The organism is Symbiopectobacterium sp. Eva_TO (assembly GCF_053848865.1).
The window spans coordinates 2,814,987-2,836,850 of the sequence record NZ_JBSPEY010000004.1 but is presented as its reverse complement, the minus strand read 5'-3'; the positions used below and the strand labels follow the sequence as shown (position 1 = coordinate 2,836,850).

Sequence of the window (21,864 nt, the reverse complement as noted above, 5' to 3'; positions counted from 1 at the left end):
TTCTCTCACGTCAATCTCGCCGTTCTTGATTCACTGCCATTACATCCGTTCGCTTATGCCTGATTGGCGCGCAGGATCGGCAACAGCCAGGTTTTTGCCGCTGTAACAATCGCCTCAATGCGGGCTTCATCCAGTTCCGGCACGATACGCTGCAAATAGAAATCATCGCCTTCACCGGGCGACATCATGTTGCCAACCCAGCTTTGTTGTAGCTTGTTCAACGCCTTCTGAACCACATCAGGTGCATCGTTCAGCGTGCCGCTTGATGCATCGTAGCACGCTTGTAGCCAGGCCCCGCCGCTCTGATGCAGTAATAATAGTGGAGCGTTCATGCCTTGTTGATATCCTTGAATCATATGCGCCATCTGGCGTTGTGCCTCCTCCACAGAAACCGCCGCAAAGCGCCAGACCGTCTCTTCACGGCCATACATGCGGCTCTCTCCCGTACCGCCCGCCAGGCAGTACGCCAGATGATCCAACCACAGGGCCACGCCATCTTTCATCCCTAATCGCGCCGGTCGCCAGCGCAACAACCCATCGCGCTGTACCTGCATCACCCAGCCACTAAGGCGCACACCGTCTAGCGTCATGTCCAATTCCAGGCTGGTCATTCCCGCCGCATCACGCTCCGCGCTGACGCTGTCAGCCAGCGCTTGCATCTCCTGGCGCTGTTTTTGCCAATACAACTCACCGAAAGCACCATAGGGAAGCTCGCCCGCCGCACGGGCACGCTGTAGCAGTTCATCGGCATCCCCCTGCGTAATCAGAGTATTCAGTAATTGCGCATTCAACTGATAGCGACTGAGGTTATCTAAAGCGAACGGCTCCTCATCAAGCAGTTCATCGTTCTGCACGACAAAGTTCACGCCCAGACGCGCCTGGAAAAAGGTTTTGACAGGATGACGATAAAAACGTTTCAACGCATCCAGCGTAATCTCGGGATAAATGACAGGCTCCAGTGGCGTATCAAACAGCGGCTGCGGCAATCCGGTGCGCCCGGCGGCAGCCAGCCATTCGCTGGCGAAGCTGCACGGCTGAGCGTGTTCAAGGAAGTTATCCTTGTCAAACGGCATACGGGTATGTTCGCGACACAGATGCGCACAAACGCGTGCCGCGCTGGTATCCAGATCCTGCTCGTCATCCCCGGGCAAATGGTAGCTTTGCGCCAAATACTCCATCAGTTCGCTCACCAGCACAGAGGGATAACGCTGCGTATTGTCCTGAATGGCACGACCGATGTAACTGATATAGAGCCGCTGTTGCGCCGAGATCAGCGCTTCCAGAAACAAATAGCGGTCATCATCACGACGGCTGCGGTCACCGCGCTGTCCCTTCTGCGCCATCAGGTCAAACCCCAGCCGAGGCAGCGTGCGCGGATAAACACCGTCGTTCATCCCCAGCAGGCAGACCACCTTGAAGGGAATCGAACGCATGGGCATCAGCGTACAGAAGTTAATGGCACCAGCGAGAAAGCGCTGGCTCAGTTTTTCCCGATCCAGACGCTGGGCCAAGTCGTCATGCAACAGCGCCACCGGGATCGTTTCCTCAAACGCATTGGCGACTGCCGCTCCCAGCATCGCCTGCCACTGCTGCTCAATCAGAGACAGCGCAGCATCGCTGTCGCTATCCGCAATGAAGAGATCGTCCAACAATTGCCGACATAACGGTAACCATTCTGCTGGCGTGCGCGCTACCCGTAAACGCTGACGCCATTGAGTGAGTTGCGCCAACAACTCCGCCAGTTGCCCCACCAATTGGGCAATCAACCCACTCGATTCATCGTAGGGCAACACGCCCTGCCAGGCCCCCGCGCAGCTGTTCATCGCATAGCCCAACAGCATGCGTGTCAGGCCAAAGCGCCAGGTGTGCTGGCCGGTAACCGGCAAATCAAGATCGCGCACGTTGTCATCATCAAGCCCCCAGCGCACGCCAGATTCCATCACCCACAGCCGCAAACGGCGAAGCCCTTCTTCATCGATACCAAAACGGGCAGAAAGCGCCGGGACTTCAAGCAGTGAAAGCACCTGCTCGGCGGTAAAACGACTGTGTGGCAATTCCAGCAAGCTGAGAAACGCTGGCAGAACCGGATGAGCATGGCGGGCTCGCTGGTCAGAGATAGCAAAAGGCAAATAGCGCGCTGTCGGCGCATTACCAAACACCGCCTGAATGAAAGGCGTATAGCTATCAATGTCCGCCATCATAACAATAACATCACGCGGCGTGAGTGTTTCATCCTCCGCCATCATCGCCAGCAGTTGGTCGTGCAATACTTCAACCTCACGCTGCGGACTGTGGCAGGCGTGAAAGGTGAGAGAAGCATCCTGCGGCGTAAGCAAGCGCTTGCGCTCACTGCTGGCCTGCGCTTGTGCGCTATCGGCAATCACGCTGCCGTCTTCAAGCTCCAGAATATCGCGCTGCACTTGTTGCAATAGCGTTGTACCATCAAGTTCGACAAAGGCTTCAATATCATCGACCTCGTCGATCTGCGCCAACTGATAGAGATGGTCACGCCCCAGTTTTCCCCAGCTGGCCAGCAGCGGATTGACAATGCGCTGTTCCCCCTCATCGTTGAATAACCCATCGATATTGGCGGGATCGCGAAACAGCGGACGGTATTGCTCCTCCGCGCTGTTGCTGTGCAAGCGACGCTGACGACTTTTCAGCTTCGCCAAGAAATGGCGATCCTGAATATCACTCCAGTAATCCCGGCATGGGTTAGTAAACAGCAGATGCACATCAATATGCTTTGCCAATGCACGCAGCGCATGCAAATATACCGGCGGTAGCGCTGAAATACCGCAGATAAACACGCGCGGCGGTAACCCTTGTGGACAAGTAGTGGCCTGCTCCAACGTCTCGATAAAGCGCTGATAAAGACGAGCGTGGTGCCACTCTTTCTGTTCAAGTTGCGCGCTGTATTGCAAAAGCGCACGCCACAGTTCGGCTTGCCACACCTGCGCATCCCCCAATTCGTCCACCAGCGCACCGGCTTGCCACTGTTTGATCCACTCAGGCCGATAAATCAGGTATTGATCGAACAGATCCGCAACCCGCCCTGCCAGTTGATGCAGCTTGCGTTTATCGGCGTCGTCTTGCAAGTAGTGACTCAACGACAAGAATGATGTGTTATCCTGCTGCTGAGGCAGAATATACATTAACTTCCAGGTCATCGCTTCCTTGCTGAAGGTGTTTTCCGCCGGGATATCCGGCAACACGCGCCAACACATGTCCCACAGAAAAACGCCTGGCAAAGGAAAATCCAGATTGGCAGCAATACCAAAGTGAGTAGCAAGTTCAATCTGTAACCATTGCGCCATTCCAGGGCTTTGAACCAGGATCGTTTCAGGCTGAAAAGGGTCCTGTAACGGTTGGCGCGCTATCAGCGTCACCATCAGCGTTTTCAAAATATCTAACTGATTTGAGTGATAAACCCTGAACATGATGATTCCCGTTTCGGTGCCCGCAAACCCCGCCCACCGTCAATTGCCCTCAGGCACGGTTCGCCGATTCGTATCAGTAAAACAAAACCAACGGTACAAGCATGCCTGATAATGCTGTGGCGTTGTCACCGTCGAGGAGACACGCAAACACGCTGCCGTCTGGAACTGCTCCGTCAAATGTAACTGCCATCCTGGAGGAAGGTTGTGTTCAAGCAACGCCGATGCCTCCCCTCCCCGACCGGCAGTATAAATGGCAAGCTGCTGATATGCCAGATGCCATGCTTGCCGTTGCTGCCATTGATGTACAAAGGCTTGCTGCAACCGCTGATGATATTGCAGTAATCCTAACACCGATATGGCAAAAAACAGCGCGGCGATGGCGGTTTCCACCAACCCACTCCCTTGTTGACGTTGTCGTCGTCGACATCCTCCAGAAGGGATTCTCAGACTATCCGCCACAAATGGCCTCCTGCCTTTCGGGACAAAAATCCAACCAGCCCCCCGCGATGGGCTTCAACGGGCTGGTATCACCGTCAGACTCAATGGGTACCACGCGCTGTGATGTAGCCCCCTGTAACACCAGACAGTCGCTGTATCTCCAGATAAGAGATAGGCTTAGATATATGTCTAACAATCATGCTAATTTTGAAATGACCGGGATCCTGTTAGGGCAAGAAGTCCGTAAGCGTAAAACTCCGCAAGAGAAAATCGCCATCATTCAGCAGACAATGGAGCCGGGGATGAACGTCTCCCATGTAGCCCGCCTGCATGGCATCCAGCCCAGCCTTTTGTTTAAGTGGAAGAAGCAATACCAGGAAGGAAGCCTCACCGCCGTTGCGGCCGCAGAAGAAGTGGTTCCAGCTTCGGCGCTGGCGACTGCCCTCAAGCAGGTCCGGGAGCTACAGCGCCTTCTGGGTAAGAAGACGATGGAAGTTGAGATCCTCAAAGAAGCAGTGGAGTACCGCCAGTCGCGAAAATGGATAGCGCACGCGCCCTTGTTGCCAAAGGACGGGGAATAGCTCTGGTCAGCCGCGCCATGAGCGTGTCGCGTGCGCAGCTGTCACTGCGGGTTAACCGTTCTGCCGACTGGCTGAACAGGCGCAGCAACCGGCGTAATGACGAAGCTGATGCTGAGATATTATCGGACATCCTCCGTATCATCAGCGACATGCCCAGTTACGGTTACCGCCGAGTGTGGGGTATCCTGCGTAAGCAACGTCGTGCAGAGGGACTTCCACCGGTGAACGCCAAACGGCTTTACAGGATAATGAGCGAGCATAACCTGCTGTTGTTGCATGATAAAACTGAACGTCCGAAGCGGGAGCATAAAGGCAAAATCGCGGTAGCAGAGAGCGATATGCGCTGGTGCTCAGATGGCTTCGAGTTCGGTTGTGACAACGGCGAGAAGCTGCGGGTGACGTTCGCACTGGACTGCTGCGACCGGGAGGCCATAGACTGGGCAGCGAGCACCAGGGGTTATGACAGTTCAACCGTGCAGGATGTGATGCTGAGGTCGGTGGAAAAACGCTTCGGTAGCGCGCTGCCGGATAAACCAGTGCAATGGCTGACGGATAATGGTTCAGCGTACACAGCGCATGAAACGCGGAAGTTCGCCAGAGAACTGAATCTGGAGCCCTGCACAACAGCAGTGAGCCGTCCACAGAGTAACGGCATGGCAGAACGGTTCGTGAAGACGATGAAGGAAGATTACATCGCCTTCATGCCAAAACCCGATGTGCGAACAGCGCTGAAGAATCTTGCAGCGGCGTTCAATCATTACAATGAAAACCATCCGCACAGTGCGCTGGGATACAACTCCCCAAGAGAATATCGGCGCCAGCGGGCATCGTTAACTTAAGATACAAAAGCTGTCCGGAGATGGTGGGTCAAGATCACGCGAACGAGAAGAACAATATTTGGAAAATCGAGCGAAGAGTGCGAGAGCGCGCTCTGAGCGTCGGCAGTATATTGAAGAAATGATTAATTCAGGAAGGGGCGATGAGTTGTATAACGGAGGAATGGTAAAATAGTGGATGGCGGGCGGTGTCGTACCATTATGTGTATTAGCTCAGACCTGATCTGACAGTTACCGGTTATTTATACAGGTGTCTGTCAGATCAGGTCTGAGCTAATACACCTGATAGACATAGTTCACGCTCCTTCTCGCGCTGTAGTGGTCAACTAATATTGGCCACCGCATTAGACTGTATGTAGAACAGTCGCTCAGATTCGTTTGGAGTTAAGCCGCCGTTATACCAGTGAGGCCGGATAGCGCTGTAATACCCCGTGATGTAGCGGATAATCGCGTCCTGGGCTTCGCTGAAGCTGTTGTAACCCTTTGTCGGCACCCATTCTGTCTTCAGGCTGCGGAAGAACCGCTCCATTGGCGCATTATCCCAGCAGTTACCCCGCCGACTCATACTCTGCTTTATCCGGCAGCGCCACAGGGCTTGCCGGTATTGACGGCTGGTATAGTGGCTGCCCTGGTCGCTGTGGAACATGACTCCTGTTGGTTGTCCCCGGAGTTCCCAGGCCATCTGCAACGCTTTAACTGTCAGCGCCGAGTCCGGCGACGTCGACATGGCCCAGCCCACCGGTTTGCGGGCGAACAGATCTAGCACCACCGCAAGGTAAGCCCAGCATTTGCCCGTCCAGATGTAGGTCACATCGCCGCACCAGACCTGATCCGGCGCGGTAACCGCGAACTGGCGGTTGAGATAGTTCGGTATTTCAACGTGTTCATTGCCGCCGCGTTTGTATTTGTGAGCCGGTCGCTGGCAGCTGGCGATACCCAGCTCCTTCATCAGCTTGCCAGCCAGCCAGCGCCCCATTTTGACACCAGAGCTGCCGGTGACGATGGTCGCGATACTTCGAGCGCCGGCAGAGCCGCCGCTGGCGTTCCAGGCTTCCATGACGCGACTACACTTAACCACGCGCTCACCGTCGGGTTCATTAGCGGAAGCCTGCCAGTGCCTGTAGCTGCTGCGATGTACCTCAAAAGTTTGGCACAACGCCGTGACCGGGTATCGCGCCCTCAGCCTGTCGACTACCGTGAACCGTTGAGTGAGTCCGACATTAAGAGCGCCGTAGCCTTTTTTAGGATTTCGTTCTCCATTTCAAGGCATTGGACTTTTTTCTTCATCTCACGCAGCTCGAGCTGTTCAGGGGTAAGAGGAAGTCCCGTTGGCGTTTTTCCCTGTCGTTCAAGGCGAAGCTTATTGACCCAGCGACTAATGGCAGAATGGCTGACATTAACCGCCTCTGCGGCCTTAACGTATGTGTAGCCGTGGTCGACAACCAGCTTTGCGGCTTCGAGCTTAAATTCCGCCGTAAAATGTTTACCCATGAGGTCACCTGTCGTGTTGATGAGGTGAGCATATCACCTCCGCTCAGGTGGCCAGTATCAGTGTGCCACTACAATCACGTTTTCGCATCGTAATCGATCACCCGGGAACCTAACTTTTTTATCGTTTTAGCGTGTTTCTTCTGCGCTTTCCACTGCCAGGCTATTTTTCCTTAATGATTCTCCCTGAAGCTCCACTCTGTGAGAGTTGTGGATCAGCCGATCCAGGAAGGCATCTGCCGCCGTCGGGTTTTCCATCACTCCGTACCATTGCTCCACCGGCAACTGGCTGATAAGGATCGTGCTGGTTTGCCCATATCGCTCTTCCGTTATTTCCAGCAAGTCATTGCATTGCCGCGTTGTGATAACTTCAAGACCAAGGTCGTCCAAGATAAGAAACTCTATTTTTTGAAGCTGTTTCAGTTGCTTAAGCCAGCTGCCGTCCAGTCGGCCCTGCTCAAGCTGATCCAGCAGCCGACCCATGCGCCAGTATTGAACGCTTCTCTTTTGCCGGCACGCCTGCTCGCCCAGGGCACAACCTACCCAGCTTTTTCCGCTGCCAGTTGGCCCTGTTATCAGGATATTCTTGCTGTGGGTGATGTAATGCCCGTTCAGAAGCTCGCGCATCTGTTCGGCCTTTAACCCTCGGGAGACCGGATAGTACATACCCTCAGGGGTTGCACCGTGGCGCAACCGTGCCTGCTTTCTCAACCGCCCAACACGGCTGTTTTCACGATTCAGTAGCTCTTCTTCGACAAGTAACCCCAGGCGTTCTGCGAACCCCAGCTCATTGTATGTACCAGGTGCCTCACGCTGGCGTATCATGCCATCGGCCATTGCCGACAGCTTCAGCGTTCTAAGTTTGGTTAGCAGGTCATCAGTCATAACGACTCCCTTTTTCAGTGGTAATATTTTGGACCACGCAGATTCTCGTGCTCCAGTGGAAGCTGTAACTCTCTATTTCCTTTAACTGTTTCTCCGATGCCCTCCCTGTTGTGACGCAGCTGATTCTCGATAAAACGCCTTTCCGGATGGTTCAGCCCGCAGGCCTTGTCACAGGCTTTTTCCAGCCGTTCGGCACCGTATTTTTTCTGGAGCGACAGTAGGCCGAGAACAGCCCGATAAGCCTGCTCAGGATGATTCTTCGCGTTTAGCATCGCTTCCACCACCTGCCGGGTCGCCTTGCCGGTTCTCGCGGCATTATCCAGCAGCTTTTCAGGTGTCCAGCTGCTGTGCCCGCGGTGATTGACCGGCATGTGTGCCGGATTCGTGCTGTGGCTGTACTGCCGATCGCTGCGAGGGTGCTGAGCCACGCAGCGGCCCTTATGCCAGACCTGGACCAACGTCTGACCCGCTTTTACCGACAGCCTTTCACCAACCAGCTCATGGGGAACGGAGTACCAGTGGCGGTCGTATTCGACGTGATAGTCAGGAGCGACCTTCACCGCACGGTATTCGGTGTATTCATAGGGCATGGCTGGCAACGGCTGCAGGCACGGCGCATCGAGCAGCGCAAAGCGCTGCGCTCGGCTCTGGCCCCCATAACCTTTCATTGGCCGGTTATTCAGCTCGGTCATCAGCTCACTGAGCCTGACGTTGAGCGCATGCATCGTATGGAAGGTTTCATTGCGTATTCGCGCCAGGAGCCACCTTTCGACCAGCAGGACGCCGTTTTCCACTTTGGCCTTGTCTTTCGGTTTGTAGGGTCTGGCTGGCATCACTACCGTGCTGTAATGCGAGGCCAAAGACTGATAGCTGTCGTTGATGACCGGCTCGTAGCGATCTGCTTTGCTCACCGCGCTACGCAGATTATCGGGTACCAGCAGGGCTGGAACGCCGCCGAGGAAGGTCAGGCAGTGGCTGTTAGCATTCAGCCAGCTCATCATGTCCTGACCGGGGCAGGCTTCTGCATAGGTATAATTTGACGCTCCCATGACAGCGACGAAGATGGCGACCCGGCGCACATTTCCCGTATCGGGGTCGGATACCGGCACCGTGGGCCCGCAGAAGTCGATGAACAGCTTCTCACCGGCACGGTGGGTCTGGCGCATCGAGCGTTTCTGGCATTTCTTCCATTGGCGATAACAACGGCAGAACTGAGAGTAGCCCAGCGCCATTTCTCCGGTTTCGGTGCTGTATTCTATCCACAACAGCTGCCTGGTAACCCCTGGCCGTCTTAGCTCGGTATCGATATACAGCCAGTCTGGCGCGATAAGCTCCGAGGTGCGCATTCTGCGGGTGGGGAACAGCATCTTTTCCAGTTTTTCTGGCAAGAGCGCATCAGGCAATGGCCACGACAGCGATGCGGCGGTAAAACGGGAGAGCACCTCATAAACTGTGGAAGGGCTGACCCTAAGAGCAGCGGCGATGGTGCGATTAGACTGGTTGCACTCAAATTTGAGTTTGAAGATCTGAAGACAAGTCTCCATGGGACTCCTGCTTTTTCTCTTTCTGGCCATCGTTATCTCCATTTCAGTAGAAACTGCGAACGGAGAGGAGGTTAGAAGAGTTAAGTCCCGGAGTGATCGATACGACGCGAATCAGTGATCGACCTTAGATGCGAAATCGTGATCGATTGTCATGCGAATCACTGATCGATCACGATGCGAATATGCACCATCTGACCATTTGGTAATGCAGGCCTCGATTTTTTCTTTCGCCGCCTGGATACGTTCATCAAAAATACGGTGTTCGCCCACCGCCCGAACAAGACGATACTGCCCGTCAAAGCTGGTCAGGGTGACATTGCCTTTAGCGGCCCCGTAATTGACGCCATATTCGGCGGCGGATAAATCGACAAAATCCCGAATACGTTGTAAAGCGCGCAATTTAAATTCGGCCAGTTGACGCCGGAGCTGCCGCGCCTCGGTAAACAGGCTGTCAATCAATTCATCGCGTAACAGGTCAATCGGCTTAATATGACTGACCGGCACGATATGCCCTAACGCATTAATGCGATAGCCGTCAGGGGGGGGGGTTAGGGAAGATTTTTCAGGGTGATAATGCATATTTTGTGTTTCCTCGCGAAAAGAGTGGATAACGGCGGCGCATTTAGTCCTGCGCATCCCAATAGACCAAGCAGCCTGATAACGGTTTGGCGTAGACCTGACGCCGCTGGCCCTGGTAATACAAGGTAATGGCCGTCACCGCATCGGACGCCGTCGGCTGACCCGCCGGCGGGATAATTTTTATAAACGGGCGCTGCCGATAACGCCGGGCGGACAGAATGTCGCTGCCGACCGCGCGTAACTGATAACGCACGCTATTCATCGCATCAAACATGTTCATCATGATGACTTTTCCTTATTCAGCCTTTTCATTGATAACCGAGCCTCACACAGTGGCTGGCTCAGTAAAACCGGCCCCGATTCGGACGGCACGGCCCGCCCGGACAGCAATGCCCGTAAGGTGCCCCAGGCGGCGTACCACGCCTGACGCCGGCTTGGGCCAGAGAGATAACAGCCCAGTTGCAGCGCTTCCCAAATATCCACATCAAATCCCTGCCACCGGTAATAGCGTTGCTGCGCCGGGGGCAAGGTCGTCGCCGCCATCTCATACCGGTCCAGCCAGAGGTACGGCGTTGCCCCGCGTGACAGGGTGATATTGGGCCGGATACTGCCATCAACGTTATAGCGTGCGTAGCGGGCCATGCGCCGCAGGGCGCGGATTTCATGGCGTAAAGGGTTATTTATCATTGGCTCTCCTGAGTAATTGGTTCATGTCATGACATACCTGCATCACCACCTCCTGCGCATCCGGCAGCACATAGAGCGCGTCTCCCCGGTTGCCAAACGACACTAACAGGCTGTGTGAGGATTCCAGCGAGACGGACACCACCCGCCGGGTATTGAGCAGCACCTGGCGTCCGGCACTGTCGGTAAAGAGGACACCGCCCATGCCCACCCCCTTGCCGGCAGCAGGTCGGTCTCGGTATACACCTCCCTGAACGCCGCCTTGATGTATTTTTCCCCCAGCTGGGCCTGTGCATCACCGCTGGCCATTAGCCATGCCTGGCGCAGGGTGTGCGACAACACCCGCAAGGCACCGGCTTTCTGGGCAATGGCCTGTACCAGCGTCAGCTCACTTTCGCCGGTAATGCCCCAGGCAGCAGCAATCGCGGCCACATCGGCTTTTTTGGCCTTTAACAGCCGTTTAGAGCGGGCGATACGGCTGTACAACCGGGCCAGGTCATCCGCCCCCTGGGTTGAGCGGGCCGATTTCGACAGGCCGCGCGGGTTACCAATCAGCACCATGCCGACCCCGGTTGCATCCTGAATGGCCCGCAGCTGCTCCAGCCCGTCAATGCCCAGGTGGTCAGCCTCATCGACAATCACCAGCCCGTTAGTGCCGGTCAGCCGCCGCCGTATCGCGCGCGCCAGCGTCCCCTTGTTACGGGGCTGGTCGCTCAGGCCCAGTGCCTCGGCCAGCTCCAGCAGACACTCGGTGATGCTGGCGTGGGCCGGGGAAAGCGTCACCATCCAGGTATTGGCATGCTGGCAGTACTGGCGGGCCGCAAATGTTTTACCCACCCCCGGCACCCCGACAATCACATTCATGCACTGCGCTAACCGGACAAACTGGAACACCGCCCATATCTCCTTAACCGTGGCCGTTTCCACAAACTGCGGCGGCGCGGGCAAAGTCTTTTTTTGCTGATAATCGGTCAACCAGCGGGTTAACAGTTCACCGACCCGCTGGTTATTGCCGTTATAACTGCCGTTGATAAAGCTGGATATCACCGCGCTCGACTGGCCGGTTTCGCGGGCAATCTGCGCCTGGGTGACCTGGCCCGTATCGATTAACGGTTGCAGCTGCTTGATAAGCGCTGGTTTTTCAGTCATGATAGCTACCTCCTTAAAGATAAAAGCGTTGTTTTTCGCTGGGCCATTCGGTTGGCAGACCAGATGGCTTTTTTACAACAATGGATCTATCTGTTGTGCTTCCAGTAATGCCAATCCCCGTTGTAACGCGGCTTCCGCATCAAGGTCGTTTTGTTCTTCAACCTCAGCCTGTAATGCCGCATTCCCCCTTTGTCGATAAACATTGACCGGTAAGCCGAGGTTATTGACTTTTTCACCCGGCAACGTCAGGGTATTTTCTGCCTCTGCTAATGCCACTTTCTCCTCACCCCGCTTACGCATCCCTTTGATACGTTGCTGCCGGTTGTGGTATTCCGCCGTTACCGGGAAGGCCAGCTGTTTATTGCCGTCCCACAAGGCTTCACAGAGGTAAGTGCCGTCCATGCGGCGCACGATAACCTTGCTGGCATCGTGAATGTCGTAACTCACCAGCACCTTGCGGTCGTGCTCATCGGCCAGTTTGGCGGCATAGTAAATATTGTTAAGGAAACGGATTTCACAGCGCCTGACCGTGCGCTCGGTCTGTGGCATAAACCACCTCGTTATACACAAGTCCGCAACGCCTTATATGCCAAGGGTTAGCGGGCTGAAATAGGCAGCCGGTGGGGTTGTAAATGAAGTGAAACCGACGTGTACTATCGCCATTTACGGCGCTGAAAAATGACACGGGATTCAGATGGCTGGGCACACCAAGAACTGGAAGGGGTAAATCTTGGTGACACGAGGCTCAATAAGCGTGCCAAAGGGCTTTTGATACGGCTGGCTGAGAATCCGCAAGCCAGCATTCCGCATGCGTGCCTCGGATGGTCTGAGACGCTGGGTGCTTACCGCTTCATGGAGAACCAAGCATTCGAATGGCGAGACATTCTGCAACCTCACTGGCAGCGTACGCAGGAAAGGATCCGAGAACACGAGGTTGTGCTGTGTATCCAAGACACTACCGAGCTTGACTTCAACGGGCAGCAAATCCAAGGCTTGGGTCCTTTGAACTACGAAGCCAGGCGTGGTCTGTACCTGCATCCGACCTACGCGGTCAGTCCGGATCGCGTGGGGTTGGGCGTACTGGATGCGTGGATGTGGGCAAGAGAGCCGAAGGATGCAGACGGAAAACGCGATGGGATCAAGGAGAGTACGCGCTGGCTCGAGGGATACGAGCGAGTTGCTGAACTCGCCTCGGAGTTGCCAAACACACGTCTGGTGTACTTAGCCGATCGCGAAGCGGATATCAAGGCGTTGATGCAGCTCGCTGATGACCTTGGCACTCCGGCTGACTGGTTGATCCACTCGACTCATAATCGCAGTCTGGACTGTAATGAGAAGCTTTGGCAGAAGGTTGGAAAGACCGTGCCGGTGGGAGAAATCCAATTCGTTATGGCGGCTCGCGCGGGGCAGAAGGCGCGTACGGTGAAACAGGCGCTGCGCGTGAAGCGAGTGTCGCTGCGTTGCGGGTTGGCAGTGACTTGTGTGATAGCCAAGGAAATTGAGCCGCCAGCAGGCGTGAAGCCGGTCGAGTGGCGGTTGCTGAGCAATCGCGTACCTGAAGGACGAGAAGATATCGTGGAGCTGATCGACTGGTATCGGGCTAGATGGGAAATCGAGATGTTCTTCAATGTGCTGAAGAACGGCTGCTGTGTCGAAGCGTTACAGTTATCGACCGTGGATCGCATTGAGCGGGCATTGGCGCTGTTCATGATCGTGGCATGGCGCATCGCCTATTTAATGCGTATGGGACGAACCTGTCCAGAGCTGGACGCAATGTTGTTCTTTGATTCCGACGAGACTCATGGCGCTTACCTACTGATGAACAAGCGTATGCCCAAGGGCCGCCCTAAGCTAAACGAAGTATTGCGCTTAGTTGCGCAACTGGGAGGCTTTCTTGCTCGAAAAGGCGACGGTGAACCAGGCGCAAAAACTATCTGGAAAGGCTTGCAGAAAGTCATGACGGCCGCCGAAACGCTACGCGCGCTCAGGCACGAACAGAGATGTGTATAACGAGGTGGGCATAAACAGGTCGCGCAGTTCAAACTGTGTTAGCCATTCCAGCTCAGTGCCGTCGTGCTCCAGTTTCCAGCGGCGAAACTCGGCCGGACTGTAATGCTGGCCATCGGGGCGTTTGGGTAATTCACTGTGCGGGCGGGCGTTGTACCACTCGACGCCGGCCTTGATTTCATCAATCAGCATCTCCCAGGAGGGCAGCTTGCGCAGCGTGGTCTGCTGGGCGACGGTTAGTTCAGCGCCTTTTGATTGAGCGTTTAAGGCGGATTTAAGCGCCTTGCCGGTCTTGCGCACGGTTTCCCGGTCAGCGCCGGTACCGTAATAAGTGGCAAAGCGGCGGGCAATGTACATGGGCAAGGTACGGTTAAGGCGTTCGATAATGCCGCGCCCCTGGGGATTGCCGGCGATACCGGTCGGGTGGTCAATCTCGAGCCGCCGTAGAATGCCGGTCACGTCTGCATCCAGGGTGAGATTGGTTTCACCACTGCCGTTATCCGAGTAATAGAGAAACGGCTTGCCGTGAGTGGCAATGCCATAACGCAGGGCATCGGTGACGGCAATCACGTTTTCAGAGAGCGACAGGCTCCAGCCGGTGATATAGCGGCAGCTGCCATCGAGAATAAAGGTCACTTCCGGCGAAAAGGGTTGACCGTGGTCGGGATGGGCGACTTTCATCTTCATGCCGTGACCGTCGCCAATCCAGACGTAGTTAACCGGTAAACTGGTCCAGTCTCGGCGGACAAACCCTTCCAGCTGGCGATATTCGCTGCCGGTTTTGCGCCCGCGCTGTTTGACTATTTCGGGGAGTTTCTCCATTGCATACAGCACCGCATCATAGGACGGCTGCGCGGCCAACATCAGCGGCTCATCGGCATAGCGTTGTTGCCACTCGGCGCAAAAATCCGCATACGCCTCTTTCATGCTGCACCCGTTCGGCTTGCGATAGTGCGCCAGATAGTCATGTAACCAGGCGATTTGCTCCGGTTTAACCCATATCGTTATACACATCTTTCTAACGCACTGTTTAATCAATGAGTTACGGGTTTATCTCAGAGTGGCATTTTGAACCTCAAAAAGCCAATGGGATGGCTTGAATGCCTTAATTCACGGGGTTCTGAGCATCCTGTTCAAAAAATGGCCAAAAGATGTGTATAACGATATGGGTTTAACCACCTCGCGCTTACCCGGTGCCAGCACTATCAGACGTTCGGCGGGGGTAGTGGCCTTTCTGTAGTCGGCCAGCCAGCGCTTAAGGGTGATTTCACTGAGTTGACGGCTTTTGCCCTTCTTGGCATTAGCCACCTGTGCCGCTTGCGCGATGCTCTCGGGCAACTGGCCTTTTTTCGCCTGCTGGACAATAAAGCGGATCGCCTGCGCGCAGCTATAACGGGGTTGTTGCCCTATGGTGAGGATATGCTGCACCAATAACATGCGTGCATCGGCAATCTGGCGCTGTTTATCCGTTAGGTCGGCCAGTTTATTGCCAACCAATGCTGGGCAACGGCGGTAAACCTCGAGCTTGCCAGGCTTCTCCGGATCGGTGTTGACCTTTGATACGGTGGTTTTTTTGCCTGCATCATCCACCGGCGCAGCGATCATCAGTTGTTGAAGATGACGCTCCCGGATCGCGCATTGGGCTTCAATGGGCAAACAATCAATGTGGTACTCGTAAGCCTTGGTGCCTGGACGTTTGCGTTTCATCGATTCAGAGTCACGTGCCCACTTATTCAGTGCTAACCGTAGCCCCTGTACTGTCACAGGCAATCCTGGGATCCCAATTAGGCTGTGTCCCTTAATTACCTGAGTTATAGTAACCGTATGTTTCCACAGTATATTGAACTATGGCTCGCTACGACCTTCCCGATGAAGCATGGATGATCATCCAGTCTTTACTGCCTGCTGAACCAGCAATACCACGTGCCGGACGTCCATGGGCAGAACATCGTAAAATCATCAATGGTATGTTCTGGATTCTGTGCTCAGGTGCTCCATGGCGTGATTTACCTGAGCGATATGGTCCGTGGAAAACCGTATATAACCGCTTTAATCGGTGGTCAAAATCGGGTGTGATTAACATTATTTTCAACAGGTTACTTTCTGCTCTTGATGCGCATGGTCTCGTTGACTGGTCTGCCACGGCGCTGGATGGCAGTAATATCCGGGCGCTGAAATGTGCTGCCGGTGCTCAAAAAAACATCCCGATATCGCCGGAGATAACGGTCTGGGTCGCTCTCGCGGTGGTTTTGGCACCAAAATCCATCTGGCAACAGACGGAAGTGGTCTCCCGTTAAACATCCTGCTGAGCCCCGGACAGGCTCACGAAAGCCAGTTCGCATTACGTCTTCTGGACGGTATTGGTGTTCAGCGCCAGAATGGCAGCATGAAGCGTCGTGGTTATGCGGTGCTGGCTGACAAAGCTTATTCAGGGCATGTACTACGCAACGAGCTGAAACGAAAGGGGATAAAGGCAGTCATCCCCCGAAAAACGAATGAAAAAATGGCTTCGGACGGGCGCTCACGGTTCGCCAGTGGCGCTTACCGTCATCGCAATGTAGTGGAAAGATGTTTTGGCCGATTAAAAGAATACCGCCGTATTGCCACACGTTATGACAAAACGGCGAGGAATTATCTGTCGATGGTTAAACTCACCTCGTTATACACAAGTCCGCAACGCCTTATATGCCAAGGGTTAGCGGGCTGAAATAGGCAGCCGGTGGGGTTGTAAATGAAGTGAAACCGACGTGTACTATCGCCATTTACGGCGCTGAAAAATGACACGGGATTCAGATGGCTGGGCACACCAAGAACTGGAAGGGGTAAATCTTGGTGACACGAGGCTCAATAAGCGCGCCAAAGGGCTTTTGATACGACTGGCTGAGAATCCGCAAGCCAGCATTCCGCATGCGTGCCTCGGATGGTCTGAGACGCTGGGTGCTTACCGCTTCATGGAGAACCAAGCATTCGAATGGCGAGACATTCTGCAACCTCACTGGCAGCGTACGCAGGAAAGGATCCGAGAACACGAGGTTGTGCTGTGTATCCAAGACACTACCGAGCTTGACTTCAACGGGCAGCAAATCCAAGGCTTGGGTCCCTTGAACTACGAAGCCAGGCGTGGTCTGTACCTGCATCCGACCTACGCGGTCAGTCCGGATCGCGTGGGGTTGGGCGTACTGGATGCGTGGATGTGGGCAAGAGAGCCGAAGGATGCAGACGGAAAACGCGATGGGATCAAGGAGAGTACGCGCTGGCTCGAGGGATACGAGCAAGTTGCTGAACTCGCCTCGGAGTTGCCAAACACACGTCTGGTGTACTTAGCCGATCGCGAAGCGGATATCAAGGCGTTGATGCAGCTCGCTGATGACCTTGGCACTCCGGCTGACTGGTTGATCCGCTCGACTCATAATCGCAGTCTGGACTGTAATGAGAAGCTTTGGCAGAAGGTTGGAAAGACCGTGCCGGTGGGAGAAATCCAATTCGTTATGGCGGCTCGCGCGGGGCAGAAGGCACGTACGGTGAAACAGGCGCTGCGCGTGAAGCGAGTGTCGCTGCGTTGCGGGTTGGCAGTGACTTGTATGATAGCCAAGGAAATTGAGCCGCCAGCAGGCGTGAAGCCGGTCGAGTGGCGGTTGCTGAGCAATCGCGTACCTGAAGGACGAGAAGATATCGTGGAGCTGATCGACTGGTATCGGGCTAGATGGGAAATCGAGATGTTCTTCAATGTGCTGAAGAACGGCTGCTGTGTCGAAGCGTTACAGTTATCGACCGTGGATCGCATTGAGCGGGCATTGGCGCTGTTCATGATCGTGGCATGGCGCATCGCCTATTTAATGCGTATGGGACGAACCTGTCCAGAGCTGGACGCAATGTTGTTCTTTGATTCCGACGAGACTCATGGAGCTTACCTACTGATGAACAAGCGTATGCCCAAGGGCCGCCCTAAGCTAAACGAAGTATTGCGCTTAGTTGCGCAACTGGGAGGCTTTCTTGCTCGAAAAGGCGACGGTGAACCAGGCGCAAAAACTATCTGGAAAGGCTTGCAGAAAGTCATGACGGCCGCCGAAACGCTACGCGCGCTCAGGCACGAACAGAGATGTGTATAACGAGGTGGCCCAAACCGGGGGCCAACTCCCGCAACGGCTATTCCACAAACACCGTGGCCACCGGCGATGGCCCTCTGGAACTACGTACTCCGCGCGATCGTGATGGCTCCTTCGAACCACAACTGGTGAAGAAAAACCAGACCCGGATCACCGGGATGGATAACCAAATCCTGTCCCTGTACGCCAGAGGGATGACCACCCGCGAGATAGCGTCTGCGTTCAACGAGCTGTATGACGCGGATGTCTCACTGGCGCTGGTCTCGAAGGTCACCGACGCCGTGATGGAACAGGTTACTGAATGGCAAAATCGTCCACTGGATGCAGTCTATTCCATTGTTTACCTTGACTTTATCATCCTGAAGGTCCGGCAGGACAGTCGCGTCATCAATAAATCCGTGTTCCTGGCACTGGGTATCAACATCGAGGGCCAGAAAGAACTGCTGGGTATGTGGCTGGCCGAAAACGAGGGCGCGAAGTTCTGGCTCAATGTGCTGACAGAACTAAAAAACCGCGGCCTGAACGATATCCTCATCGCCTGTGTCGACGGTCTGAAAGGCTTCCCGGATGCCATCAACGCGGTGTATCCGGAAGCCCGCATCCAGCTGTGCATCGTGCACATGGTACGCAACAGCCTGAGGGTCGTCTCTTGGAAGGACTACAAAGCCGTCACACGCGACCTGAAAGCCATCTATCAGGCCGCTACGGAAGAAGCAGGCCAGCAGGCGCTGGAAGCATTCGCCAGCGCATGGGACAGCCGCTATCCACAGATAAGCCGGAGCTGGCAGACGAACTGGAGCAATCTGGCAACGTTCTTCGCTTACCCGGCAGATATCCGCAAAGTCATCGACACAACCAACGCCATCGAGTCGCTGAACAGTGTGATCCGGCATGCGATTAAAAAACGCAAGGTGTTCTCGACTGACGACGCAGTGAAAAAGGTGGTATGGCTGGCAATCCAGTCGGCCTCACAGAAATGGACGATGCCACTGCGGGACTGGCGTATGGCAATGAGCCGTTTTATTATCGAGTTCGGTGACCGCCTGGACGGTCACTACTGAGAAAGGCATTTACACAGAATCATGTACAGGGTCCCTTCGGCATGCTGTTTTAGAGTTGCTTGAGCATGGTGACTTCACAGTCTCCGTGGCCGGTGTTGCCCATCGCGTGCGGAATGTGTTCAAACCCCAGTTTACGATACAGCACAATCGCCTGTGTCAACGTGCTGGTGGTTTCCAGATAGCAGCGCCGGAATCCCTTCTGGCGAGCAAAATCGAGCGCTTGCAGCGCAAGTTGGCGCGCCAACCCTTTACCACGCAAGATCGGCAAAAAATACATCTTTTGCAGTTCACACACGTCCGCTTCCCTCTCCTGTAAGGGGGCGATACCGCCGCCGCCCACCACTTCGCCGTCGTATTCAATGACCCAATAAGCGCTATTCGGCTGATTATACAACTGAAACAGGTTATCCAGGTTGGGGTCAGAAACGGTATATCCCTTATCTGCCGTCAGGCCAAATTCCGCAGACACACGGCGGATCACTGCCGCAATGGCAGCATTGTCCTGTGCGGTAATGCGGCGCATCCGCAAAGAAAGGGAAAGGGCGATAGTCATGGTGCTTACTCTTACTGATAGGGGCTAATTACATTTTCTTACGCTGTAATAGCATTGAACGGGGTTTTTGTGCAATACCGGATTAACAGGCGTTGGCCATGGGCAGCCTCACCACGATGCAATCCCTTATGTTGATTTTTTGTCCGCTCATTTTTTCTTGTCTAATGGATTAGGCACATTTATCGTAAGGATATGGCCGTTTAGCCCGTTATTTAATCATAACATTATGATTATTATCTAATTATATAGGATGCGCCAGAAATTTACCTTATGACAATATATTATTGTTATTTAATGGTTAGTCTGCAATCCATATTGGGATGTGACCCGGGACACATTATTATTGAAATCCATTTACCCTTATGGATGACGAGTAGTATGGCCCATCGCATGTTGTCAGGCTGGATTAGCCTGTTTTTACTGTTTTTATCTCCCCTCGCTTACGCACAACCCTTGCAGCCTCAGGAAGGCGACTGGCGGCCTGCTGAGTTTCGTTTTCATACCGGTGAAACGCGTAACGACCTCCGCCTGCACTATTACACGTTAGGTGACCGCAGTAAGCCTGCGGTGCTGTTGCTGCACGGTACCAACCAGCCGGTGAGCGCACTGCTGGCGGATGGATTTGGCGGCGAGCTGTTTGGGCCGGGCCAACCGCTGGATGTGACGAAACACTTTATTATCATCCCCGAAAGTATCGGATCGGGAAAATCCTCCAAACCTTCTGACGGTTTGCGCACGCAATTCCCGCAATATAACTACGATGATATGGTGCTGGCACAATATCGACTGGTGACGGAAGCGTTGGGTATCAAACATTTGCGTCTGGTTATGGGTTACTCCATGGGAGGAATGCACACCTGGCTGTGGGGGCAAAAATACCCGGACATGATGGATGCGCTGGTGCCGATGGCATCACAACCCAATGCGCTGTCAGGTCGTAACTGGATGCTGCGCCGCATGTTGATCGAATCAATCAAACGCGATCCGGCCTGGAAAAACGGTAATTATCAGACTCAGCCACCTGCATTGCAGACCGCCAATATCATGTTCAGTATCGCCACAACGGGCGGTACTCTCGCTTACCAGAGTAAAGCACCAACGCGTGAGCTGGCGGATAAGATGGTGGATGCGCGATTGGCGGCTCCTGTGATCAGTGATGCCAATGACTTCATCTATATCTGGAATTCCTCTGCGGATTACAACGCGATGTGTAGTGGCACACTGATACTGGCCACCTGATCGGAGGTGATATGCTCACCTCATCAACACGACAGGTGACCTCATGGGTAAACATTTTACGGCGGAATTTAAGCTCGAAGCCGCAAAGCTGGTTGTCGACCACGGCTACACATACGTTAAGGCCGCAGAGGCGGTTAATGTCAGCCATTCTGCCATTAGTCGCTGGGTCAATAAGCTTCGCCTTGAACGACAGGGAAAAACGCCAACGGGACTTCCTCTTACCCCTGAACAGCTCGAGCTGCGTGAGATGAAGAAAAAAGTCCAATGCCTTGAAATGGAGAACGAAATCCTAAAAAAGGCTACGGCGCTCTTAATGTCGGACTCACTCAACGGTTCACGGTAGTCGACAGGCTGAGGGCGCGATACCCGGTCACGGCGTTGTGCCAAACTTTTGAGGTACATCGCAGCAGCTACAGGCACTGGCAGGCTTCCGCTAATGAACCCGACGGTGAGCGCGTGGTTAAGTGTAGTCGCGTCATGGAAGCCTGGAACGCCAGCGGCGGCTCTGCCGGCGCTCGAAGTATCGCGACCATCGTCACCGGCAGCTCCGGTGTCAAAATGGGGCGCTGGCTGGCTGGCAAGCTGATGAAGGAGCTGGGTATCGCCAGCTGCCAGCGACCGGCTCACAAATACAAACGCGGCGGCAATGAACACGTTGAAATACCGAACTATCTCAACCGCCAGTTCGCGGTTACCGCGCCGGATCAGGTCTGGTGCGGCGATGTGACCTACATCTGGACGGGCAAATGCTGGGCTTACCTTGCGGTGGTGCTAGACCTGTTCGCCCGCAAACCGGTGGGCTGGGCCATGTCGACGTCGCCGGACTCGGCGCTGACAGTTAAAGCGTTGCAGATGGCCTGGGAACTCCGGGGACAACCAACAGGAGTCATGTTCCACAGCGACCAGGGCAGCCACTATACCAGCCGTCAATACCGGCAAGCCCTGTGGCGCTGCCGGATAAAGCAGAGTATGAGTCGGCGGGGTAACTGCTGGGATAATGCGCCAATGGAGCGGTTCTTCCGCAGCCTGAAGACAGAATGGGTGCCGACAAAGGGTTACAACAGCTTCAGCGAAGCCCAGGACGCGATTATCCGCTACATCACGGGGTATTACAGCGCTATCCGGCCTCACTGGTATAACGGCGGCTTAACTCCAAACGAATCTGAGCGACTGTTCTACATACAGTCTAATGCGGTGGCCAATATTAGTTGACCACTACACTTTTCCGGATTTATCAGATTTATCGCAGTGCATAATTCATCTTTATATCGATG

General features: G+C 54.5%; 16 protein-coding genes and 6 pseudogenes. 7 read left to right on the top strand and 15 right to left on the bottom strand.

The window, feature by feature from the left end; genetic code table 11:
- Positions 1 to 53: 53 nt before the first annotated feature.
- The 3 genes from recC to ACWWJF_RS17000 are packed head-to-tail and all read right to left on the bottom strand — an operon-like array spanning position 54 to position 3,993.
- Positions 54 to 3,440 carry an exodeoxyribonuclease V subunit gamma gene (gene recC / locus ACWWJF_RS17010; RefSeq protein WP_455870108.1) on the bottom strand — a complete coding sequence of 1,129 codons (3,387 nt, stop codon included), beginning with the start codon at positions 3,438 to 3,440 and terminating at the stop codon, positions 54 to 56.
- 39 nt (positions 3,441 to 3,479) lie between these two features.
- Positions 3,480 to 3,830: a prepilin-type N-terminal cleavage/methylation domain-containing protein gene (locus ACWWJF_RS17005; protein ID WP_455870107.1), complete on the bottom strand. Its 351-nt coding sequence runs from the start codon at positions 3,828 to 3,830 to the stop codon at positions 3,480 to 3,482.
- A 58-nt stretch (positions 3,831 to 3,888) separates the two neighbouring features.
- Positions 3,889 to 3,993 (bottom strand): DUF2509 family protein, encoded by a 105-nt coding sequence (locus ACWWJF_RS17000; RefSeq protein WP_455870106.1) that lies wholly within the window; start codon positions 3,991 to 3,993, stop codon positions 3,889 to 3,891.
- 97 nt (positions 3,994 to 4,090) lie between these two features.
- Between ACWWJF_RS17000 and ACWWJF_RS16995 the strand changes: the two genes are divergently transcribed.
- A protein-coding gene (locus ACWWJF_RS16995) for an IS3 family transposase (RefSeq protein WP_455870981.1) occupies positions 4,091 to 5,298 on the top strand; the annotation gives its coding sequence in 2 pieces (ribosomal slippage) (positions 4,091 to 4,412 and positions 4,412 to 5,298; 1,209 coding nt in all).
- Between the two features lie 319 nt (positions 5,299 to 5,617).
- Here the strand turns inward: ACWWJF_RS16995 and ACWWJF_RS16990 are convergent.
- From ACWWJF_RS16990 to ACWWJF_RS16955, 8 genes are all read right to left on the bottom strand, one after another.
- Positions 5,618 to 6,786 (bottom strand): IS3 family transposase gene (locus tag ACWWJF_RS16990; protein WP_455868400.1). Its coding sequence is split into 2 segments (ribosomal slippage): positions 5,618 to 6,531 and positions 6,531 to 6,786, totalling 1,170 coding nucleotides; the frame shifts between segments, so codons are not numbered across the junction.
- Positions 6,787 to 6,912: 126 nt separating this feature from the next.
- Entirely contained in the window at positions 6,913 to 7,668 is a 756-nt protein-coding gene (gene istB / locus ACWWJF_RS16985; protein WP_455868472.1) for an IS21-like element helper ATPase IstB, read from the bottom strand.
- 14 nt (positions 7,669 to 7,682) lie between these two features.
- A complete protein-coding gene (istA, locus tag ACWWJF_RS16980; protein ID WP_455868672.1) occupies positions 7,683 to 9,212 on the bottom strand; it encodes an IS21 family transposase in 1,530 nt (509 codons plus the stop codon).
- Positions 9,213 to 9,323: 111 nt separating this feature from the next.
- Complete coding sequence (locus tag ACWWJF_RS16975) at positions 9,324 to 9,848, bottom strand: DUF3164 family protein (RefSeq protein ID WP_455870105.1); 525 nt, start codon at positions 9,846 to 9,848, stop codon at positions 9,324 to 9,326.
- Positions 9,835 to 10,074, bottom strand: coding sequence for a hypothetical protein (locus tag ACWWJF_RS16970; protein ID WP_334469530.1), 240 nt, complete (start codon positions 10,072 to 10,074; stop codon positions 9,835 to 9,837). The genes ACWWJF_RS16975 and ACWWJF_RS16970 overlap by 14 nt, the downstream gene beginning before the upstream one ends.
- Positions 10,071 to 10,433, bottom strand: a complete 363-nt coding sequence (locus ACWWJF_RS16965; protein WP_455870104.1) for a hypothetical protein — start codon at positions 10,431 to 10,433, stop codon at positions 10,071 to 10,073. The genes ACWWJF_RS16970 and ACWWJF_RS16965 overlap by 4 nt, the downstream gene beginning before the upstream one ends.
- 147 nt (positions 10,434 to 10,580) lie before the next feature.
- Positions 10,581 to 11,624, bottom strand: a complete 1,044-nt coding sequence (locus ACWWJF_RS16960) for an AAA family ATPase (protein WP_455870103.1) — start codon at positions 11,622 to 11,624, stop codon at positions 10,581 to 10,583.
- Between the two features lie 72 nt (positions 11,625 to 11,696).
- The gene (locus ACWWJF_RS16955) at positions 11,697 to 12,173 is read right to left on the bottom strand and encodes a Mu transposase C-terminal domain-containing protein (RefSeq protein WP_455870102.1); all 477 of its coding nucleotides are present in this window, start codon (positions 12,171 to 12,173) and stop codon (positions 11,697 to 11,699) included.
- A gap of 129 nt (positions 12,174 to 12,302) precedes the next feature.
- Here ACWWJF_RS16955 and ACWWJF_RS16950 point away from each other — a divergent pair, with 129 nt between their 5' ends.
- On the top strand, positions 12,303 to 13,634 hold the full coding sequence (locus ACWWJF_RS16950; protein ID WP_455870101.1) for an IS4 family transposase: 1,332 nt from the start codon (positions 12,303 to 12,305) through the stop codon (positions 13,632 to 13,634).
- A 6-nt stretch (positions 13,635 to 13,640) separates the two neighbouring features.
- On the opposite strand, the pseudogene ACWWJF_RS16945 reads toward ACWWJF_RS16950, so the two are convergent.
- The 3 pseudogenes from ACWWJF_RS16945 to ACWWJF_RS16935 form a co-directional block, all read right to left on the bottom strand.
- A pseudogene (locus tag ACWWJF_RS16945) lies at positions 13,641 to 14,627 on the bottom strand (Mu transposase C-terminal domain-containing protein); the annotation flags it as partial.
- A 180-nt stretch (positions 14,628 to 14,807) separates the two neighbouring features.
- Positions 14,808 to 14,942: pseudogene (locus tag ACWWJF_RS16940) on the bottom strand (hypothetical protein); the annotation flags it as partial.
- A gap of 123 nt (positions 14,943 to 15,065) precedes the next feature.
- Positions 15,066 to 15,410 (bottom strand): annotated as a pseudogene (locus tag ACWWJF_RS16935) (DNA-binding protein); the annotation flags it as partial.
- A gap of 68 nt (positions 15,411 to 15,478) precedes the next feature.
- Between ACWWJF_RS16935 and ACWWJF_RS16930 the strand changes: the two are divergent.
- The 3 genes and pseudogenes from ACWWJF_RS16930 to ACWWJF_RS16920 all read left to right on the top strand — a co-directional run.
- Positions 15,479 to 16,338, top strand: a protein-coding gene (locus tag ACWWJF_RS16930) for an IS5 family transposase (RefSeq protein ID WP_455870100.1) whose coding sequence is annotated in 2 segments (ribosomal slippage) — positions 15,479 to 15,824 and positions 15,824 to 16,338 — 861 coding nt in all. Because the reading frame shifts where the segments join, the coding sequence is not laid out codon by codon here.
- Between the two features lie 70 nt (positions 16,339 to 16,408).
- Positions 16,409 to 17,740 carry an IS4 family transposase gene (locus ACWWJF_RS16925; protein WP_455870099.1) on the top strand — a complete coding sequence of 444 codons (1,332 nt, stop codon included), beginning with the start codon at positions 16,409 to 16,411 and terminating at the stop codon, positions 17,738 to 17,740.
- A gap of 8 nt (positions 17,741 to 17,748) precedes the next feature.
- A pseudogene (locus ACWWJF_RS16920) lies at positions 17,749 to 18,798 on the top strand (IS256 family transposase); the annotation flags it as partial.
- A 49-nt stretch (positions 18,799 to 18,847) separates the two neighbouring features.
- Here ACWWJF_RS16920 and ACWWJF_RS16915 read toward each other — a convergent pair.
- Positions 18,848 to 19,351 carry a GNAT family N-acetyltransferase gene (locus ACWWJF_RS16915; protein ID WP_455870098.1) on the bottom strand — a complete coding sequence of 168 codons (504 nt, stop codon included), beginning with the start codon at positions 19,349 to 19,351 and terminating at the stop codon, positions 18,848 to 18,850.
- Positions 19,352 to 19,729: 378 nt separating this feature from the next.
- Between ACWWJF_RS16915 and ACWWJF_RS16910 the strand changes: the two are divergent.
- Positions 19,730 to 20,557: pseudogene (locus ACWWJF_RS16910) on the top strand (alpha/beta fold hydrolase); the annotation flags it as partial.
- 39 nt (positions 20,558 to 20,596) lie between these two features.
- A pseudogene (locus tag ACWWJF_RS16905) lies at positions 20,597 to 21,802 on the top strand (IS3 family transposase).
- The last annotated feature ends 62 nt before the right edge of the window (positions 21,803 to 21,864 follow it).

What these genes read in the sequence shown, in the direction of transcription:
- recC (WP_455870108.1), bottom strand. Translation starts at nt 3,440, where the DNA reads ATGTTCAGGGTTTATCACTCAAATCAGTTAGATATTTTGAAAACGCTG.
- istB (WP_455868472.1), bottom strand. Translation starts at nt 7,668, where the DNA reads ATGACTGATGACCTGCTAACCAAACTTAGAACGCTGAAGCTGTCGGCA.
- istA (WP_455868672.1), bottom strand. Translation starts at nt 9,212, where the DNA reads ATGGAGACTTGTCTTCAGATCTTCAAACTCAAATTTGAGTGCAACCAG.
- ACWWJF_RS16975 (WP_455870105.1), bottom strand. Translation starts at nt 9,848, where the DNA reads ATGCGCAGGACTAAATGCGCCGCCGTTATCCACTCTTTTCGCGAGGAA.
- ACWWJF_RS16970 (WP_334469530.1), bottom strand. Translation starts at nt 10,074, where the DNA reads ATGATGAACATGTTTGATGCGATGAATAGCGTGCGTTATCAGTTACGC.
- ACWWJF_RS16965 (WP_455870104.1), bottom strand. Translation starts at nt 10,433, where the DNA reads ATGGCCCGCTACGCACGCTATAACGTTGATGGCAGTATCCGGCCCAAT.
- ACWWJF_RS16960 (WP_455870103.1), bottom strand. Translation starts at nt 11,624, where the DNA reads ATGACTGAAAAACCAGCGCTTATCAAGCAGCTGCAACCGTTAATCGAT.
- ACWWJF_RS16955 (WP_455870102.1), bottom strand. Translation starts at nt 12,173, where the DNA reads ATGCCACAGACCGAGCGCACGGTCAGGCGCTGTGAAATCCGTTTCCTT.
- ACWWJF_RS16950 (WP_455870101.1), top strand. Translation starts at nt 12,303, where the DNA reads ATGACACGGGATTCAGATGGCTGGGCACACCAAGAACTGGAAGGGGTA.
- ACWWJF_RS16925 (WP_455870099.1), top strand. Translation starts at nt 16,409, where the DNA reads ATGACACGGGATTCAGATGGCTGGGCACACCAAGAACTGGAAGGGGTA.
- ACWWJF_RS16915 (WP_455870098.1), bottom strand. Translation starts at nt 19,351, where the DNA reads ATGACTATCGCCCTTTCCCTTTCTTTGCGGATGCGCCGCATTACCGCA.